At 73.7% G+C, this 17,120-nt stretch carries 18 protein-coding genes and 1 riboswitch; of the genes, 1 reads left to right on the top strand and 17 read right to left on the bottom strand.

Features of this window, described 5'->3' with window-relative positions; translation table 11 throughout:
* Positions 1 to 43 precede the first annotated feature (43 nt).
* From ASG23_RS16925 to ASG23_RS16895, 7 genes are all read right to left on the bottom strand, one after another.
* Positions 44 to 2,863, bottom strand: a complete 2,820-nt coding sequence (locus tag ASG23_RS16925) for a DEAD/DEAH box helicase (protein ID WP_235521197.1) — start codon at positions 2,861 to 2,863, stop codon at positions 44 to 46.
* 163 nt (positions 2,864 to 3,026) lie between these two features.
* Entirely contained in the window at positions 3,027 to 3,941 is a 915-nt protein-coding gene (locus tag ASG23_RS16920; RefSeq protein ID WP_056027489.1) for a diacylglycerol/lipid kinase family protein, read from the bottom strand.
* Positions 3,938 to 4,732 (bottom strand): twin-arginine translocase subunit TatC, encoded by a 795-nt coding sequence (gene tatC, locus ASG23_RS16915; protein WP_056027487.1) that lies wholly within the window; start codon positions 4,730 to 4,732, stop codon positions 3,938 to 3,940. Before tatC ends, ASG23_RS16920 begins: the two co-directional genes overlap by 4 nt.
* Positions 4,733 to 4,775: 43 nt before the next feature.
* Positions 4,776 to 5,090, bottom strand: a complete 315-nt coding sequence (gene tatA, locus ASG23_RS16910; RefSeq protein WP_082516289.1) for a Sec-independent protein translocase subunit TatA — start codon at positions 5,088 to 5,090, stop codon at positions 4,776 to 4,778.
* Between the two features lie 72 nt (positions 5,091 to 5,162).
* Entirely contained in the window at positions 5,163 to 5,486 is a 324-nt protein-coding gene (locus tag ASG23_RS16905) for a hypothetical protein (protein WP_056027485.1), read from the bottom strand.
* 2 nt (positions 5,487 to 5,488) lie between these two features.
* Complete coding sequence (locus ASG23_RS16900; RefSeq protein ID WP_056027483.1) at positions 5,489 to 6,451, bottom strand: helix-turn-helix transcriptional regulator; 963 nt, start codon at positions 6,449 to 6,451, stop codon at positions 5,489 to 5,491.
* Positions 6,444 to 7,457, bottom strand: a complete 1,014-nt coding sequence (locus tag ASG23_RS16895; protein ID WP_056027481.1) for a helix-turn-helix transcriptional regulator — start codon at positions 7,455 to 7,457, stop codon at positions 6,444 to 6,446. The genes ASG23_RS16900 and ASG23_RS16895 overlap by 8 nt, the downstream gene beginning before the upstream one ends.
* 34 nt (positions 7,458 to 7,491) lie before the next feature.
* Here ASG23_RS16895 and ASG23_RS16890 point away from each other — a divergent pair, with 34 nt between their 5' ends.
* On the top strand, positions 7,492 to 8,598 hold the full coding sequence (locus tag ASG23_RS16890) for a DUF3866 family protein (protein WP_056027479.1): 1,107 nt from the start codon (positions 7,492 to 7,494) through the stop codon (positions 8,596 to 8,598).
* A gap of 3 nt (positions 8,599 to 8,601) precedes the next feature.
* On the opposite strand, the gene ASG23_RS16885 is transcribed toward ASG23_RS16890, so the two are convergent.
* The 10 genes from ASG23_RS16885 to fmt form a co-directional block, all read right to left on the bottom strand.
* Positions 8,602 to 9,036 (bottom strand): PH domain-containing protein, encoded by a 435-nt coding sequence (locus ASG23_RS16885; RefSeq protein WP_056027477.1) that lies wholly within the window; start codon positions 9,034 to 9,036, stop codon positions 8,602 to 8,604.
* A gap of 11 nt (positions 9,037 to 9,047) precedes the next feature.
* A complete protein-coding gene (gene hisG / locus ASG23_RS16880; RefSeq protein ID WP_056027475.1) occupies positions 9,048 to 9,896 on the bottom strand; it encodes an ATP phosphoribosyltransferase in 849 nt (282 codons plus the stop codon).
* An 11-nt stretch (positions 9,897 to 9,907) separates the two neighbouring features.
* Positions 9,908 to 10,171 carry a phosphoribosyl-ATP diphosphatase gene (locus tag ASG23_RS16875; protein WP_056027473.1) on the bottom strand — a complete coding sequence of 88 codons (264 nt, stop codon included), beginning with the start codon at positions 10,169 to 10,171 and terminating at the stop codon, positions 9,908 to 9,910.
* A gap of 9 nt (positions 10,172 to 10,180) precedes the next feature.
* Positions 10,181 to 10,684 (bottom strand): 6,7-dimethyl-8-ribityllumazine synthase, encoded by a 504-nt coding sequence (gene ribH / locus ASG23_RS16870; RefSeq protein WP_056027471.1) that lies wholly within the window; start codon positions 10,682 to 10,684, stop codon positions 10,181 to 10,183.
* Entirely contained in the window at positions 10,681 to 12,048 is a 1,368-nt protein-coding gene (locus ASG23_RS16865; RefSeq protein ID WP_056027469.1) for a bifunctional 3,4-dihydroxy-2-butanone-4-phosphate synthase/GTP cyclohydrolase II, read from the bottom strand. Before ASG23_RS16865 ends, ribH begins: the two co-directional genes overlap by 4 nt.
* Positions 12,045 to 12,650 carry a riboflavin synthase gene (locus ASG23_RS16860; protein ID WP_056027467.1) on the bottom strand — a complete coding sequence of 202 codons (606 nt, stop codon included), beginning with the start codon at positions 12,648 to 12,650 and terminating at the stop codon, positions 12,045 to 12,047. The genes ASG23_RS16865 and ASG23_RS16860 overlap by 4 nt, the downstream gene beginning before the upstream one ends.
* A complete protein-coding gene (gene ribD, locus ASG23_RS16855) occupies positions 12,650 to 13,726 on the bottom strand; it encodes a bifunctional diaminohydroxyphosphoribosylaminopyrimidine deaminase/5-amino-6-(5-phosphoribosylamino)uracil reductase RibD (protein WP_056027465.1) in 1,077 nt (358 codons plus the stop codon). The genes ASG23_RS16860 and ribD overlap by 1 nt, the downstream gene beginning before the upstream one ends.
* Before the next feature lie 76 nt (positions 13,727 to 13,802).
* A riboswitch (FMN riboswitch) is annotated at positions 13,803 to 13,935 on the bottom strand.
* A 51-nt stretch (positions 13,936 to 13,986) separates the two neighbouring features.
* Positions 13,987 to 14,646, bottom strand: coding sequence for a ribulose-phosphate 3-epimerase (gene rpe / locus ASG23_RS16850; RefSeq protein WP_056027464.1), 660 nt, complete (start codon positions 14,644 to 14,646; stop codon positions 13,987 to 13,989).
* Between the two features lie 23 nt (positions 14,647 to 14,669).
* Positions 14,670 to 16,184, bottom strand: a complete 1,515-nt coding sequence (locus ASG23_RS16845; RefSeq protein ID WP_056027462.1) for an RsmB/NOP family class I SAM-dependent RNA methyltransferase — start codon at positions 16,182 to 16,184, stop codon at positions 14,670 to 14,672.
* Positions 16,181 to 17,119 (bottom strand): methionyl-tRNA formyltransferase, encoded by a 939-nt coding sequence (fmt, locus tag ASG23_RS16840; RefSeq protein WP_056027460.1) that lies wholly within the window; start codon positions 17,117 to 17,119, stop codon positions 16,181 to 16,183. The genes ASG23_RS16845 and fmt overlap by 4 nt, the downstream gene beginning before the upstream one ends.
* Position 17,120 lies beyond the last annotated feature (1 nt).

Below are 17,120 nucleotides of genomic sequence, written 5' to 3'. Positions count from 1 at the left end.
AGCCTGCCGAACCGGACGCGCGACCGGGTGAAGGGCGTGGGGCCTAGACCGAGGAGTACGCGACGACCCCGTGCCGCAGGGCGTCCACTGCCTGCCGGGCGGTGGCCCGCAGCCGCTGGTGCGGTGCCGCCTGCGAGACCTGGTCGAGCACGTCGATGACCTGCTTGCACCACCGCACGAAGTCGCCTACGGAGAGCTCGCTGCCCTTGAGGACCGCGTCGAGGCTGCGTCCGGCGGCCCACCGGTGCACGGCCTCGACGAGACCCGCGTCGAGCGGCTGGATGGTCTCCACCTTGTGCGCGGTCTCGAGGTCGTCCAGCTCCGACCAGGCGCGGACGCAGGCGTCGAGCGCGACGCCGAGCCGGCTGTTCGGCCCGCCGGGGATGCGCGGCTCGCCCTGGTCGTCGCGCCGCGAGCGGTACACGAGCGTCGAGACGGCCGCGGCCAGGCCAGGGGCGTCGAGCTCGTCGAAGACGCCACGGCGCAGGCACTCCGCGAGGAGCAGGTCGTTCTCCGCGTAGAGGCGGCGCAGCCACCGCCCGTCGTCGGTGACCTCCAGCGCGGCGCGGCCGGCGTCGTCGGTCGTCGTGGCCAGGTAGCCGAGCCGGAGCAGGATGTCGCAGATGCGGTCGAAGACGGCGGCGATCGACCCCGTCCGCCCGGCGATGCGCGCAACGAGGGCGTCGTGCTCGCCTGCCAGCCGCGCCCAGCGCTCCGCCCAGCGAGCGTGCTCCTCGCGCTCCGGGCAGCTGTGGCACGGGTGCGCACGCAGCCGCCGACGCAGGGCGGCGATCTCGGCGTCGTCCTCGGCGGCACGACGACCGCCCTTCGGCCGGTCCTTGCGGGTGGGTCCGGTGCTCGTCCCGACCGTGGACCGCAGGGCCGCCGCGAGGTCGCGACGTGCGGCCGGCACCCGCGCGGTGAAGCCCTTCGGCACGCGCAGGAACCCCACCGTGCTCACGCCGGTGCCGACGTCCGCCACGGTCAGCTTGCGCACCTGGCGGTCGACGGTCAGCACCGTCGGCTTCGGCCCGTCGAACCCGGCGGCGCCGCCCGGGTCGATGACGACGGCGTGGCCGGACCGGCGTCCGACCGGGATCTCCAGGACGTCACCGACCCGCAGGCCCTCGAGCGTGCGCGCCACCTCGGCTCGGCGTGCGGACGCCTCGGCGCGGGTGAGGTCCTTCTCGCGTGCGGTGATCTGTCGCCGCAGCGCGGCGTACTCGGCGAAGTCGCCCTGGTGGCACGCCATGGCGCTGGCGTACCCCTCCAGGGCCTTTGCGTGCCCCTGTGCCTGCCGCGCCAGGCCGACCACCCCCCGGTCGGCCTGGAACTGCGCGAAGGAGGTCTCCAGCACCTCTCGCGCACGGTCCCGGCCCACCTGGGCGACCAGGTTGACGGCCATGTTGTAGGTCGGGCGGAAGCTCGATCGCAGGGGGTACAGCCGCTTCGACGCGAGTCCCGCCAGCTGCACCGGGTCCAGGCCGGGGTGCGCGACGACGACCGCGTGGCCCTCCGTGTCGATCCCCCGCCGCCCTGCCCGTCCGGTCAGCTGCGTGTACTCGCCCGGAGTGACGTCGACGTGGTTCGACCCGTCCCACTTGACCAGCTTCTCCATGACCACGGACCGCGCGGGCATGTTGATGCCGAGCGCGAGCGTCTCCGTGGCGAACACGACCTTGACCAGACCGCGGGAGAAGAGGTCCTCGACGGTCTCCTTGAACAGCGGCAGCATCCCGGCGTGGTGCGCGGCGACCCCGCGCTGGAGGGCGTCGCTGAACTCCCAGTACCCGAGCACGTCGAGGTCCTCGGGCGGCACAGCCGCGCACCGCTCCTCCACGATGCGGCGGATCTCGGCGACCTCCGCAGGAGTGGTCAACCGGACGCCGGCGGACAGGCACTGCTGAACGGCTCCCTGGCACCCGGCGCGGGAGAAGATGAAGACGATCGCGGGCAGCAGCCCGTCGCGGTCGAGCGCGTCGACGACCGCGAAGCGCGGCGTCGGGCGACCACCGCCGGGGCGCGAGCCGCCCGGTCGTGGCCGGCCGCCCCGGTCGCGCGGCCCGCGACGCGGGTGACCCGGCTCCTCGCGGTTGCTGCGCCGCAGCAGGTGCGTGAGATCCGGGTTGATCGGCGGGTCGACGCCGGGAGCCGTGGGGTCCACGTGGCCGGCGTACAGATCCAGCAGGTCCCCGTGTACCAGGACGTGCTGCCCGAGCGGGACGGGGCGGTGCTCGCTGACCACCACCGTCGTATCACCGCGCACGGTGGCCAGCCAGTCGCCGAACTCCTCGGCGTTGGACACGGTCGCGGACAGCGAGACCAGCTGCACGTCGTCGGTGAGGTGGATGATCACCTCTTCCCAGACCGGTCCTCGGAACCGGTCGGCGAGGTAGTGCACCTCGTCCATGACCACGAACCCGAGGCCCTGAAGCGTCGTGGATCCGGCGTAGAGCATGTTGCGCAGGACCTCGGTGGTCATGACGACCACCGGTGCGTCGCCGTTGATCGTGGTGTCGCCCGTGAGCAGACCGACCTGATCGGCGCCGTAGCGGCGGACCAGGTCCGAGTACTTCTGGTTGGACAGGGCCTTGATGGGCGTCGTGTAGAACGCCTTGCGGCCCGACGCGAGCGCAAGGTGCACCGCGAACTCCCCGACCACGGTCTTGCCCGCGCCGGTCGGCGCCGCGACCAGCACGCCGCTCCCACGCTCCAGTGCCTGGCAGGCGTCGACCTGGAACTCGTCCAGCGGGAAGCCCAGCAGCTCGCGGAACTGCCCGAGCTCGCTGCGGTCGACCTCGGCCCGACGCCTGGCCGCGGCGTACCGCTCGGCCGGGGAGGGTTCAGCGGGCGGCGTGCTCACGCTCGGCGACGAGGACGGCGGGACGGATCTCCGGGAGCGGGACACCACCTGCACACCCTAGGCACACCGCGCCTGCGCGCATCATGCGGCGCGCGCTCAGCGCAGGATGGACAGCAGCCCGGAGGGCGCTCAGCAGAGGAGGGACAGCAAGCCTGGAGGGCGCTCAGCAGAGTATGGACAGTGCCCCCGGGTCGACCGTGACGCGGAGGGGCAGCGGGCCGATGCGCTCGCCGTCCGCGAAGGCCACGGGCGGGACGGGGCCGAGGTCGGTGAGCGGCTCGATGAGGACCGACCGGCTGCGGAGGACGTCCACCGCGGGGTGGCCGACGTGCTTGCCCTGGTAGATGCCCGGGAAGATCTTCACGACCCCCGGCTTGGTGAACGGCCCGGCGACGACGACGTCGAGCAGCCCGTCGTCGATGACCGCGTCGGGCGCGATCTTGAGCCCACCACCGATCCACGGGACGTTGGCGACGGCGACGAGCGTGCCGGCCGACTCCCACACCGAGTCGTCGAGGGTCACGCGGTAGCCGTAGGGCCGGAACCGACCGAGCTCGGCGGCCAGCGCCCGCACGTAGCGACCGGACCCCCTCGGCCAGGACATCTGGTTGGCTCGTGCGTTGATCGCGGCGTCGAAACCGCAGGACAGCACACCCAGGTACCACTCGTGCGCCGCGTGCTCCGGCGACCCGACCCGGACGGCGTCCACGCGCCGCGGACCGTCCAGCAGCCCGTGCTCGACCGCCGCGACCGCGGCCTCCGCGTCGCCGCGCGGGAGCCGGAGGGTGCGCGCGATGTCGTTGCCGGTCCCCGCGGCCACGATGCCCAGCGGCAGACCGGTGCCCGCGACGACGTTCACGCCGAGGTGCACCATCCCGTCCCCACCGACCACCACCAGCGCGTCGAGCCCCTGCACCGCCGCCGCCCGTGCCCGGTCGGTCGCCTGCGCCAGGGTGGCCGCTGAGAGGTCCTCGACCTTGTGACCGCGTGAGCGCAGGAGCTCGTGCACCCGGAGACCGGCCTGCGTGCCTCGGCCTCTGCCCGCGGTGGGGTTGATGACGAGGCCGAGGTGGATCACGCCGTACCGGCCGCGGCGTCGGGCTCGTCGGCCATCGTGCCGTCCAGCCGCGGGAGTCCCGCGGCCACCCGCCGGCGGTCGACGCGGCGGTCGTGGATGACGCAGACGCCGAGGGCCAGGAAGTACAGCGCGCTCATCGGGATGGCGATGGCGAGCATCGTGATCGCGTCGGGCGTCGGCGTGACCACGGCGGCGAACACGAACGAGAGCAGGACCGCCCACCGCCAGCTCTTGCGCCAGGTGGCGGCCGTCCCGACCCCGGCGAAGTTCAGAGCCACCATCACGACGGGCAGCAGGAAGGCGATGCCGAACGCGAGCATGATCCGCATGACGAACCCGAGGTACGTCTGCGCATCGATGATGTTGGTCGCACCCGACGGCGTGAACTCGGTGAGCAGCCGCACCGCGTTGGGCAGCACCCACCACGCGACGTACGCCCCGGCGAGGAACAACGGCACGGCGACCGCCACGAACCCGATGGCGTACGCACGCTCGCGCCGGGTCAGCCCGGGCGTGACGAACGCCCAGAACTGGTAGAGCCACCACGGGCTGGACAGGATCACGCCGAGGAAGAACGAGACCTTCACCCGCATGTCGAACGACGTGGCGATGCCGGCGAAGTTCAGCGTGATGAGGTCGTCGCTCTGCTCGGCGACGAGCTCGATCGGCTGCTGGAGCGCGGCGAACACGGGGTCGTAGAGGAACCAGCCGATGACGGCACCGACGACGACACCGAGGGCGGCGAGGAAGACACGGCGGCGCAGCTCGACCAGATGGGCGCGCAGCGGCATCCGGCCGCCGGGTTCATCCCCGCGGCGAGCATTCACGGGAGAGTCAGACCTTCGGCGGGGTGGTGCCCTCGGACGGCTCCGTCGCGGGCCGGACCGGGGTCACGTACTCGGGCTCGACCGTGGGGGCGACGACGGGCGGTGCGCCGACGGGCGTCACGCCGGTCGGGGCCGCCGGAGGGGTCGCGGTCGTCGTCGTGGCGGGGGCGTCGTCGTCCCGCAGGTCCTTGACCTCGTGCTTGAAGATCTTCATCGACTGGCCGACGCTCTTGGCCAGGTCGGGCAAGCGCTTCGCGCCGAACAGCAGGACGACCACGAGAAGCACGATGATCACGTGCCAGGCGCTGATGTTTCGCAACACGTCAGGTCCTCCGTCGGAATCTCGATGACCGGGTGATAGTACCCGTCTCACCTGGGGATGGAGTGCAGACGCCTACCTCCAGAAGGCCTGCCACCGGAGCCGCGTCGCCACGTGCCGCTGCTCGCGCTGGGCCCGGCGCCCGGCCGCCGCCTCGCGCAGCTCGTCGATCCGCGCACGCAGGACGTCACGATCGGCGAACAACGTCGGGCCGGTGTCCCGTGTCCCGGCAGCCGCCTGGAGCTCGTCCACGCGCTCGGCCAGCTGCGCCGCGACGTCGGCCGCGCGCGAGAGCTCGTGCGCGAGCGCGACGGTGGAGCGCCACAGGTTGCGGCCGAGCAGGAACGCCCCGCCGAGCGTCGCGAGAACCAGGACCGTCCAGACCGAGAACCAGAGCATCGTCAGATCATCTCCCCGTACGCGCGCAGCGCCGCACGGGCGGCAGCGGCGACCTCCTGCGCGATGCGCGCCGGCCGGATCTCGAGCACGTCGTCGGCCACCTGCAGCACCAGGTGGCGCAGCCAGGCGTGCTGGACCACCCGCACGTCCACCTCGAACGACCCGTCGTCGAGGTTGCGCACGGCGTCCACGGGGATGGTCTCCGCGACCCACCGTGCGCGGCTCGACAGGTGGAGCGTCACCAGCTCGCCCTCGGCGCCCGGCGAGAACACCTCGGCGCCCGCCCGGACCTGATGGTCCTCGGCGTCGGCGTCGAGGACCTCGGCGGACAGCACCCGGTCCACCCGGAACAGCCGCTCACCGTCCACGAGCCGGCACCACGCGAGCAGGTAGGAGCGCTCGTCGTCGGTGACGAGGCGGAGCGGGTCGACGTCTCGCTCCGTGGTGACGTCGGAGGCGTTGACGTACCGCAGGTGCAGCCGGCGGCCGTGCCGCAGCGCCGTCGCGATCGCGGCTGCGACGTCCGGGGCGGCGTCGACCGAGAGCTGCACGTCCACGGCGGCGGCGGCGTCACCGGTCGCGGCCGTCAGCTTGGCGAGTGCCGAGCGCAGGACCTCGGCCCGTTCCGGGTCCATGGCGTCGCCGAGCGCGGCCTCGACGGCACGCAGGGCGGCGACGAGGGCGACCGCCTCGCGGGCTCCGAGCCGTAGCGGCCGGGTCATCCCGCGCGACTCCGTGAGCCGGACGACGCCCTGCTCATAGGAGGCGGCGTCGAAGTCGATGAGGTCGTGCGGGTAGTAGCCCGGCGTACCGGTGACCCACAGGGTGTCGATGTCGTCCATCACCTGGCGGGTGCTCACGCCGAACTGCTCGGCGATGGCCTCCACCGGGACGCCCTCGTGGCGGTCCAGGTACGTGATCATCCCGAGCATCCGCAGGAGCCGGTCGCTCGCCCGCTCAGCCATCGGTGCCCACGGCCTGGTCGAGGGTCGCGGCGGTGCGCAGCAGGTGCAGGACCGACTGGCGCAGGCCGTCCGGCGCGAGCACCACGACTGCGTCGCCGTACCCGACCAGCTCCTCCGCGAGCTCCCACTCGGCGCGGAACGGCACGTGCACCAGGTCGCGCGGGGCGAGCAGGGGGTCGGTCGACCAGTCCGGCTCGGCGGGCGGGGCCGGCACGGCACGTGCGCGCGGTGCGCTCGCGCGCTCCGGCAGGATCGCGAGGGTGGCGATGCGCTCAGGCCCGCTCCCCCAGGTCTGCAGGGCGTCCGCGAGCTCCTCGGCGGAGGGCGCCGTGAACGAGCCCGGCTCGCCGACCGTCCGGACCGACCCCTCCATCCGGCTCAGCCGGAACGACCGGCTGGCACCACGGTCCCGGTCCCGGCCCACCAGCACCCAGCCGCCGCGGCGGGCGAGCAGCTTCCACGGCTCGACCGTGCGCTCGCGGACCTCACCGGTGGTCGCTGCGCGGTACGTGAACCGGACCGCCTGACGGGCCTGCACCGCGTCCACCAGCGGCCCGAACGCACCGCCGCCGGCCCGCACCCGGGGCGCGAGCCCGGCCACCAGGTCGGTCGACTCCGGTGCGTCGCCGACCGCCCGCAGCTTGGTGAGCGCCCGGGTGGTGTCGGCGCGGACCGCCTGGTCCTGCCACACCTGGGCGGCCATCGCGAGCACGCCCAGCTCGGCGGCCGTCAGCTCGAGCGGCGGGAGTGCGTACGCGTCCAGGTCCACCCGGTAGCCGATGTCGTCGCCGTGCCCGGCATCCGTCACCGTGAGGATCGGGATACCGAGGTCACGCAGGGTGTCCTTGTCCCGCTCGAACATCCGCTCGAAGGCGTCGTCGGACGGGGCTTCCTGGTACCCGGCGACGCTCGTGCGCACCTGCTCCTTCGTCATGCGGCCGGCCGTGTTGACCAGGGCGATGACGAGGTTGAGCAGGCGCTCGGCTGGGGCGATCTGAGCGGCCATCGAGCACCACCGTAGTGGCCGGTAGCGTGGGCGCGTGATCACGTGGCGTGCGGGTGTCGTGGTGTCGCTCGGGGCCACGTGGCCCGGCGCCGCCGAGGTGACGGTCGAGCTGGAGGCTCCCGTCGGCACCGCGACGGCCGGTGACACGGTCCGCGCGCTGGCATTCCCGTCGCTCGTCGGGAGCCCGGAGATCGGCGACCGGGTCCTGCTCAACGTCTCCGCGCTGGCGCGCGGGCTGGGTACCGGCGGCTACGCACTCGTGATCGCGCTGTCGGACCGCACCCCCCCGGACCCGCCGGCCGGCCCTGGGCACCTGGTCAAGGCGCGCTACACCCCGCTGCAGGCCATGGTCCTCGGTGTCGACGACCAGGAGTCGCCGCACCACGAGCTCCTGCGCGACGCCGACGACCTCGCCGGCCTGCCGGTCGTCGTCGCGGACCTGCACTCGGCGCTGCCCGCGATCGTCGCCGGCGCACGGTTCGCCGCCGACCGCGCGGGTCGTGCGATGCCGCGGGTCGCCTACGTGATGACCGACGGCGGCGCCCTGCCCGCGTGGTTCTCGCGCACGGTCGCCGGGCTGCGGTCCGCCGGGTGGATCGACGCGTGCGTCACCACCGGACAGTCTTTCGGTGGTGACCTGGAGGCGGTCACCGTGCACACCGGGCTGCTCGCCGCCCGGCACGTCGTCGGCGCCGACCTCGTCGTCGTGGCTCAAGGGCCGGGGAACCTCGGCACGGGGACCCGGTGGGGCTTCTCGGGGGTCGCGGCCGGCGAGGCCGTCAACGCCGTCGGCACGCTCGGCGGTCGGCCGGTCGCCTCGCTGCGCGTCTCCGGGGCGGACCAGCGCGAACGCCACCTCGGTGTGTCGCACCACTCGCTCACGGCCTACGGCCGGGTCGCCCTCGCGCCCGCCGACGTCGTCGTCCCGCTGCTCGACGGCGAGCTCGGCGCGCGGGTCCGCGACCAGGCGGCCCCGCTGGCTCAGCGTCACCGCCTCGTCGAGGTGGCGACGGGACCGGACCTGCTGCGCGCCCTCGGACGCTCCCCGGTGCGGCTGTCCACCATGGGTCGCGGGCTCGAGCAGGACCCGGAGGCGTTCCTCGCCGCCGCTGCCGCCGGGGTGCACGCGGCCGAGCTGTAGGTCTCAGTCGTCGCGCGGCGTGGCGGTGTGCATCGCGACCAGCGTCGCCAACCGGCGCGCCTCGGCGTCCGCGAACGCACCGTCGGCTCGCTGGATCCCCATCACGGCGAGGGTGTCGCCGTCGGACAGGTCGAGCTGGACCCACGGCCGGCCGGACCCGAACCGCACCGACACGATCTCGGCCCACTCGAGCCGTCGCGTGAACACGAGGTTCCGCACGGTGAGCCCGTCGTCGTCGACCTTCGCCGTCACGGACGCCTGCCGCCAGCAGAACCACGCGATGAGACCACCCACCATCGCGAAGCCGACGCGGTCCCCGGTCGAGAGCACGGACATCCCGAGGATGATCGCCGTCGTCAGCACGAGGACGAGCACCGCGAGGGCGAGCGTCACCACCCGCGCGAGTCGCGGCCGGAACGGTGCCGTGAGCTCGTCCACCGCTGGACCGCTCAGAGCCGGCACGCGTGGATCGACGTCACGAGGATCGCGCGCGCACCGATGTCGTACAGGGAGTCCATGACCCGGTTGGTCTGGTCGCGCCGGACCATCGCCCGCACCGCCGCCCAGTCGCGGTTGTGCAGCGGCGAGACGGTCGGCGACTCCAGACCCGGGGTGATCGCGACCGCGGCGTCGACCAGGTCGAGCGGCACGTCGTAGTCCATGAGCACGTACTCGCGCGCGGTCAGCACCCCCTGGATCCTGCGCGTCAGCACGTCGAGGCCTGCCGGCTCGTGTCCGTCGGCACGGCGCACCAGCACCGCCTCCGAGCGCAGGATCGGGTCGGCGAAGATCTCCAGCCCGGCGGCCCGCAGCGTGGTCCCGGTCTCGACGACGTCGGCGATCACGTCCGCCACGCCGAGCTTGATCGCGGACTCGACCGCGCCGTCCAGGCGTACGACACCCGCCGGCTCGATCCCGAGCGAACGCAGGTACGACCGGACGAGCACCGGGTATGACGTGGCGACGCGCCGGTCGCCGACCTGCTTGACGTCCGACCACTCCCCCGCGGCGCCGGCAAACCTGAAGGTCGAGCGCGCGAACCCCAAGGGCAGGTGCTCGACCGCGGCGGACTCCGAGTCGAGCATCAGGTCGCGCCCGGTGATGCCGACGTCGACCGTCCCCGCGCCGACGTACACGGCGATGTCGCGCGGACGCAGGAAGAAGAACTCGACGTCGTTGTCCGGGTCGGGCAGCACGAGCTCGCGGGAGTCCCGACGCTGCCTGTACCCGGCCTCCTTGAGCATCTCGACGGCGGGCTCCGACAGGGAGCCCTTGTTCGGGACGGCGATCCTCAGCACGGTCGTTCCTCTCAGAGGTGGGTGTACACGTCGGCGAGGGTGAGCCCGCGCGCGATCATCAACACCTGGAGGTGGTACAGGAGCTGCGAGATCTCCTCGGCGGTCCGCTCGTCGGACTCGTGCTCGGCGGCCATCCAGACCTCCGCGGCCTCCTCGACGACCTTCTTGCCGATCCCGTGCACGCCGGTGTCGAGCTCCGCGACCGTGCCGGAGCCCGCGGGGCGGGTCACGGCCTTCTCCGAGAGCTCGGCGAACAGGGTGTCGAAGGTTTTCACGCGGAGACTCTAGACGCCGAGGGGCGCAGGGCGCGTCGCGGTACCACGAAGCGCGCGCAAGGCGACCACCGTCGCGACCGCTGCCTCCGCCGCCTCGGCGCCCTTGTCCTCGTGCGAGCCCTCCAGGCCTGCGCGGTCGAGCGCCTGCTCCTCGTTGTCGCAGGTGAGCACCCCGAACCCGACGGGCACGCCGGTGCGCACGCCCACCTCGGTGAGTCCCAGGGTCGCACCCTGGCACACGAAGTCGAAGTGGGGCGTGCCCCCGCGGATCACGACACCGAGCGCGACGACCGCGTCGGCACCGTTCTGCGCGGCGACCTGCGCGGCGACCGGCAGCTCGAACGTGCCCGGGACGCGGACGATGGTGACATCGTCGACGTGCGCCGCGGCGAGCGCGCGCTGCGCACCGGCGAGCAGACCGTCCATGACGACGGTGTGCCAGCTCGCGGCGATGACGACGACCTTCAGGCCCGTGCCGTCGACGGTCAGGGTGGGTGCTCCAGCACCGCTCATGCCAGGTCCTCCAGGTTCTCGAACGCGTGGTCGTCGTGGTCCGCGCCGGGCGTCGCCGGCGTGGCGCGCACGGGCGAGACCGGGATGGGCTCGCGCTCCGTGCCGGGGGGCAGGTGGAGCAGGTGCCCCATCGAGGTCGCCTTGGTGCGCAGGTAGGCCTCGTTCTGGGGCGTGCGCCCCACCTCGAGGCTGCGGATCTCCGCGACCTCGATGCCGTGGGCGCGCAGGCCTGCCACCTTCGCGGGGTTGTTGGTCAGCAGGCTCACCCGCTGCACCCCGAGGTCGGTGAGGATGGCTGCCGCCGCGCCGTACTCACGCCGGTCGGCGGGCCACCCGAGATCGAGGTTGGCCTCGACGGTGTCCCGACCCTGGTCCTGCAGCGCGTACGCCGCCACCTTGGCGAGCAGGCCGATCCCGCGCCCCTCGTGCCCCCGCAGGTAGACGACGGCCCCGCCCTGCTCGGCGGCGAGCTCCAGGGCCGCGTCGAGCTGGGGGCCGCAGTCGCAGCGGGCCGAGCCGAACGCGTCCCCCGTGAGGCACTCGGAGTGCACGCGCACGACCGGCTGCTCGGCGAGCCCCGCGGTCGGCACGAGCGCGACGTGCTCGGCGCCCGTGCGCAGGTCGCGGTAGCCGTGGATGCGGAAGTCGCCGTGCTTGGTGGGCAGGTACGCCGTGTGCGTCGCGTGCACCCGTTCCTTGGGCGGCGCCGCGACCGCCACCTCGGCGGTGACGTCGTCTCTGTGCTGGGTGCGCCACGCGACGATGTCCTCGATCGTCAGCAGGACCAGGCCTTCGGCGTCGGCGAGGGCCGACGCCACGTCCAGGCGCGTCATCGAGCCGTCGTCGTTCACCAGCTCGGCGATCGCGCCGACGGGCTCGAGACCGGCGAGCCGGCACAGGTCGACGGCCGCCTCGGTGTGTCCGGCCCGATGCAGGACACCGCCGGGCACCGCACGCAGCGGAAGGACGTGCCCGGGGCGTATGAGGTCCTCGCGGCCGGACGCCGGGTCCGCGAGCACCCGCAGCGTGCGAGCACGGTCGGAGGCCGAGATCCCCGTCGTCACGCCCGTCGCGGCGTCGACCGTCACGGTGTACGCCGTGCGCCGCGGGTCCTGGCTGTGCGGCACCATCAGCGGCAGATCGAGCGCGTCTGCCCGCGACGCCGGCATCGGCGCGCAGAGGTAGCCGGACGAGTGCCGGATGGTCCACGCGATCCACTCGGGGGTCGCGGACTGCGCGGCGAGGATGACGTCGGCCTCGTTCTCGCGGTCGGGCGAGTCCGCGACGAGCACCGGACGCCCGGCGCGCAGGGCCTCCAGCGCGTCCTCGACGGTGCCGAGCCGCACACCTGCGGGGGCCGTCATCGCAGCACCCCCGCCGTCGAGAGCAACCGCTCGGTGTACTTGGCCAGCACGTCGACCTCCAGGTTGACCCGCGCGCCGGGTGCGAGGGTGCCGAGGGTCGTCGCCTCGAGCGTGGTCGGGATGAGCGAGACACCGAACGACTCGTCGGTGACGTGGGTGACCGTGAGCGAGATGCCGGAGACCGCGATGGACCCCTTCTCGGCCACGTACCGCGCGAGCTCGGGCGCGAGACCGATCTCGACGTCGTCCCAGCGCGGTCCGGGCGACCGGCTCAGGATCGTGCCCACACCGTCGACGTGGCCCTGCACGACGTGCCCGCCGTACCGGCCACCGACGGGGAGCGCGCGCTCGAGGTTGACCGGGCTGGACACGCCGACGTCCTCCAGCGCGCTGCGCCGCAGCGTCTCCGGCATGACGTCCGCGAAGAACGTGCCGTCGCCGGGGAGCTCCGTGACCGTCAGGCAGACGCCGGAGACGCAGATCGAGTCGCCCAGACGAGCGTCAGACGCGACGAGCGGGCCGCGGACGCGAAGTCGGGCGTCCTCAGGTCCGTGCTCGACTGCTTCGACGGTGCCGATCTCCTCGACGATTCCGGTGAACATCAGTGCTCCTCCGTGGTGCTGTGCGGGTCGTTGTGCTGGCTGACGGTCGCGACGACAAGAACGTCGGGGCCGAGGGGGATGACAGATCGGGTGATGAGGCGGACGGCGTCACCGATGGTGGTGACGCCCAGGTCCGCCATCGCGGGACGGCCGGAACCGAGCAGGACAGGGGCGACGTAGGCGTGCACCTCGTCGACCAGCCCGGCGGCGAGGAACGCGGCGGCCAGCGTCGGGCCGCCCTCGACGAGGACGTGCCTGACCTCGCGCTCCGTGAGCTGGGCCAGCACCTGCGCGGGATCGTGCGTCCGCACGTGGATCAGCTCACCGCCAGGGCCGTGTAGGCGGGCGCCCGACGGGAGGTCGCGGTGCCCGACCACGACGCGCAGCGGCTGCTGCCCGTGCAGCTCACCGGCCGCGTTGCGCGCGGTGAGCGAGGGATCGTCGACCAGCGCGGTGCCGGTGCCGACCACGATCGCGTCGACCTCGGCCCGCAGGTCGTGGGCGTGATGCCGTGAGACCTCGGAAGTGATCCACCGGCTGGAACCGTCGGCCGCCGCGATGCGGCCGTCCAGCGACGTGGCGAGCTTCAGCGTGACGAACGGGCGCCCGCGCTCGACCGACGGCAGCCAGGCGCCGAGCAGTGCCCGTCCTTCGTCGGCCAGCAGGCCGCTCTCCACCTCGACCCCGGCGGCGCGCAGCCGTGCGGCACCGCCGGCGGCGACGGGGTTCGGATCGGACACCGACACGACGACGCGGGCGACCCCGGCGGCCAGGAGCGCCTCGGAGCATGGTCCGGTGCGGCCGGTGTGGTTGCACGGCTCGAGGGTGACGACGGCGGTGCCGCCGCCCGTGGAGGCTCCGCGGTCCGCGGCATCGGTCAGTGCCGCGACCTCGGCGTGCGGTGTGCCCGCGCCACGGTGCCACCCCTCGCCGAGGACCTCACCGTCCGGGCCCAGCAGGACGCAGCCGACGCGCGGGTTGGGGCCGTTCGCCGGGCCACGCCGGGCGATGTCCAGCGCCCGGCGCATGCCCTCGAGCTCGGAGGGTGCGCGCACCACCGTCTCGTTGCTGGTCATGCTCACCTCCGGACGCGCGGGGCTCCGGGGTGAGGGCGGCAGGAAGGGTCCCGCAGCCACGGCGCCAAGGCGCCGCCACGTGATCCTCCCATCCGGACTTTCACCGTCGGTCCTGGAGTTCCACCAGGTCAACCGCCCGATCCTTGCGGACCGTGCGGGTCGCGGACTGTCACCGCCGGCTCGGAATTACACCGACCCCGGAGCACGTGTATGTGTTCGTCTTGCGCCAACGATCATGCCACACCAGGCATTCCCGCCGGTCAGGCGTCCGCGTTCGCCAGCTCCCGCAGTGCGACGATCTCGGCGGCGACGTCGGGCGCCCCGTACACGGCGGACCCGGCGACGAAGACGTTCGCCCCGGCCTGCGCGATCCGCCCGATGGTGTCCCGTGCGACTCCCCCGTCCACCTGGATCCAGGTGTCGGCACCCGACTCCTCGATCGCGTGGCGCGCCCGGCGGATCTTGGGCAGCATCCCCTCGATGAACGACTGGCCCCCGAAACCGGGCTCGACCGTCATCACCAGGATCATGTCGAACTCCGGCAGCAGGTCGAGCAGCGGCTCGACCGGGGAGGTGGGTCGCAGCGCGATCCCCGCGCGGACGCCGCGCGACCGCAGCTCCCGTGCCAGCCGCACGGGCGCCTGGGTGGCTTCGGCGTGGAACGTCACCGAGGCCGCGCCGAGCGCCGCGTACTCGGGGGCCCAGCGGTCGGCGTCCTCGATCATCAGGTGCACGTCCAGCGGGACGGGCGACACCTCCGCGATCCGCTTCACGACGGGCAGACCCAGCGTCAGGTTGGGGACGAAGTGGTTGTCCATGACGTCGACGTGCACGAAGTCGGCCGCGGCAATCCTCTGGAGGTCGCGCTCGAGGTTGGCGAAGTCGGCGGACAGGATGCTCGGGTTGATCAGCGCAGGCACCGGGCCAGCCTAGAGGCGTCGGCTCAGCTTGTGCGGCGCAGCAGCGTCAGGTGCATCGCATCCGTGCCGTGCACGTGCGGCCACAGCTGCACGTCGGCCCGGGTGTCGTCGAGGTCCACCGCGCCGCCCGGAGCGACCTCCCGGACCACCGCCGCCGCGTCGATCGGGACGACCTCCACGCCGAGGCGGCCGGCGGCCCGCAGGGCATCCTTCACGACGAGCTGCGTCTCCACGAGGTGCGGCGAGCACGTCACGTACGCCACGACTCCCCCGGGCCGGACGGCCTGCAGGGCGGAGACCAGCAGGTCGCGCTGCAGGGCACTGAGACCCGCGAGGTCGGCCGGAGTCCGGCGCCAGCGCGCCTCGGGACGCCGCCGCAGCGCCCCGAGCCCGGTGCACGGGGCATCGACCATCACGCGGTCGTACGCGCCCGGCTCGTCCGTCCCGACCGTCCGCCCGTCGCCGGTCCGGACGTCCTCGACCGCGTCGGCCGGCACCGCCCGCAACGCCTGCTCGACGAGCCGGGTGCGGTGCGGCTGCACCTCGTTGGCCACGATCCGGGCTCCGCGCTCCCCCGCGACGGCGGCGAGCAGCGCGGCTTTGCCCCCGGGGCCCGCGCACAGGTCGAGCCACCGTTCGTCGGGGCCGTCGAGGGGCGCCTGCGTGAGGGCGAGCGTGACCAGCTGGCTGCCCTCGTCCTGCACCCCCGCGCGGCCGTCGCGCACGCTGGGCAGGGCGGCCGGGTCGCCGCCCGAGAGGATGACGGAGGTGGGCGCCAGAGCACCGACCGTCCCGACACTGTCCCCCGCGTCGTCGATGACCTCGTCGGTCCCGGCGAGACCGGGACGCGCGACGATGGTCACGCGGGGTGCGACGTTGTCGGCGGCGAGCAGCGCCGCGATCTCGTCGCTCGCCCGTCCGTTGCCCACCAGCGCCTCGCGCAGCGCACGTACCACCCAGAGGGGATGGCTCTCCACGACGGAGAGCTGGGCCAGCGCGTCGTCGCCGACGGCCGCACGGATCCGCTGCTCCCACTCCTCCGGCGAGGACCGCCCGACCGTCCGCAGGACCGCGTTCACGAACTGCGACGGGCCGGTGCCCAGCTGCTCTCGGGCCAGCCCGACCGTCTCGGACACCGCCGCGTGCGCGGGCACGCGCATGCCCAGCAGCTGGTGGACACCGAGCCGCAGGACGTCGAGCGCGGGAGCGTCGATCGTGCCGACCTCGCGGTCCGCCGCCTGGGCGATGATCGCGTCGTACCGGCCGCGCAGCCGGAGCGTGCCGTAGGCGAGCTCGGTGGCGAACGCCGCGTCCCGGCCGGTGATCCGCCGGTCGCGCAGCACGGGCGGGAGCACCAGGTTGGCGTACGCGTCGGAGCCGTCGACGGAGCGCAGGACGTCGTACGCGGCGGTCCGCGCCGGATCGCTGCCACGGCGGCGCTGGGACGGTGCGGCGGCCGACCGCTGCGTCCGGCCCTGCGACCGGGCGGCACCCCGCTGGCGGCCGCTCGGGTCCCGACGGTCGTCCGCGGGGCTCATGCCGCACCGCCGAGCACGGTGTCGGACCCGAGGCGCGCGCCGCGGACCCAGTCCGCTGCGGCCATCGCCCGCTTGCCCTGCGGGGTCACCTCGGTCAGCCGCACGGCGTGCCCGCCGGTCCCGACGAGCACCTCCTTCTTACCGGCCAGCAGCTGCCCCGGCGCCAGGTCGGTGACGTCGGCGACGGGAACGACGGGCGCCAGGCCGAGCCGGGAGCCGTCGGGCAGGGTCGTCCACGCGCCCGGCGCGGGGGTGCAGCCGCGGACCAGCCGGTCGACGGCGTGCGCCGGGTGCGACCAGCGCACCCGTGCGTCCTCGACCTCGATCTTCGGCGCGAGGCTCACACCGTCCGTGGACTGCACGACCGGGCTGAGGATGCCGTCCTCGAGGGCGTCGAGCGTCTGCACCAGCAGCCCGGCACCGGCCACCGCCAGGCGTCCGAGCAGGTCCCCGGCCGTGTCCCGCGCACGGATCGTCTCGGTGAGGAACCCGAACACCGGCCCCGTGTCCAGGCCCGCCTCGAGCCGGAACGTCGACGCGCCCGACACCTCGTCGCCGGCGATGATCGCGTGCTGCACGGGGGCCGCCCCCCGCCAGGCGGGCAGCACCGAGAAGTGCAGGTTGACCCAGCCGTGGGTCGGCACGTCCAGCAGCGCGGGCGGGATCAGCGCTCCGTAGGCGACGACCGGGGCCGCGTCGACCGCGAGCTCGGCCAGCCGCGCCTGGAAGTCCTCGTCCCGCGGGCGCTGCGGCGTCAGGACCTCGAGACCGGCCTCCCGAGCGCGCGCCTTGATCTCGCTCGGAGCCGAGGCCCGGCCGCGCCCTGAGCGGGCGTCGGGACGCGTGAGGACGGCCACGACCTCATGACGGGAGGCGAGGAGCGCCTCGAGCGACGGCACCGCGGCCGCGGGAGTTCCGGCGAAGAGCAGTCGCATG

Source organism: Cellulomonas sp. Leaf395, from assembly GCF_001424125.1.
In the GTDB taxonomy this organism is placed as follows: Bacteria; Actinomycetota; Actinomycetes; order Actinomycetales; family Cellulomonadaceae; genus Cellulomonas.
The sequence above is the reverse complement of the archived record's forward strand: the minus strand, read 5'-3'. Positions and strand labels throughout refer to the sequence as shown.

Excerpts from the sequence above, each read along its gene's own strand:
- ASG23_RS16900 (WP_056027483.1), bottom strand. The coding sequence starts at position 6,451 with ATGGCTGAGCGGGCGAGCGACCGGCTCCTGCGGATGCTCGGGATGATC.
- ribD (WP_056027465.1), bottom strand. The coding sequence starts at position 13,726 with ATGACCAGCAACGAGACGGTGGTGCGCGCACCCTCCGAGCTCGAGGGC.
- ASG23_RS16860 (WP_056027467.1), bottom strand. The coding sequence starts at position 12,650 with ATGTTCACCGGAATCGTCGAGGAGATCGGCACCGTCGAAGCAGTCGAG.
- ASG23_RS16895 (WP_056027481.1), bottom strand. The coding sequence starts at position 7,457 with ATGGCCGCTCAGATCGCCCCAGCCGAGCGCCTGCTCAACCTCGTCATC.
- ASG23_RS16905 (WP_056027485.1), bottom strand. The coding sequence starts at position 5,486 with ATGCTCTGGTTCTCGGTCTGGACGGTCCTGGTTCTCGCGACGCTCGGC.
- ribH (WP_056027471.1), bottom strand. The coding sequence starts at position 10,684 with ATGAGCGGTGCTGGAGCACCCACCCTGACCGTCGACGGCACGGGCCTG.
- ASG23_RS16865 (WP_056027469.1), bottom strand. The coding sequence starts at position 12,048 with ATGACGGCCCCCGCAGGTGTGCGGCTCGGCACCGTCGAGGACGCGCTG.
- tatC (WP_056027487.1), bottom strand. The coding sequence starts at position 4,732 with ATGCCGCTGCGCGCCCATCTGGTCGAGCTGCGCCGCCGTGTCTTCCTC.
- fmt (WP_056027460.1), bottom strand. The coding sequence starts at position 17,119 with ATGCGACTGCTCTTCGCCGGAACTCCCGCGGCCGCGGTGCCGTCGCTC.
- ASG23_RS16845 (WP_056027462.1), bottom strand. The coding sequence starts at position 16,184 with ATGAGCCCCGCGGACGACCGTCGGGACCCGAGCGGCCGCCAGCGGGGT.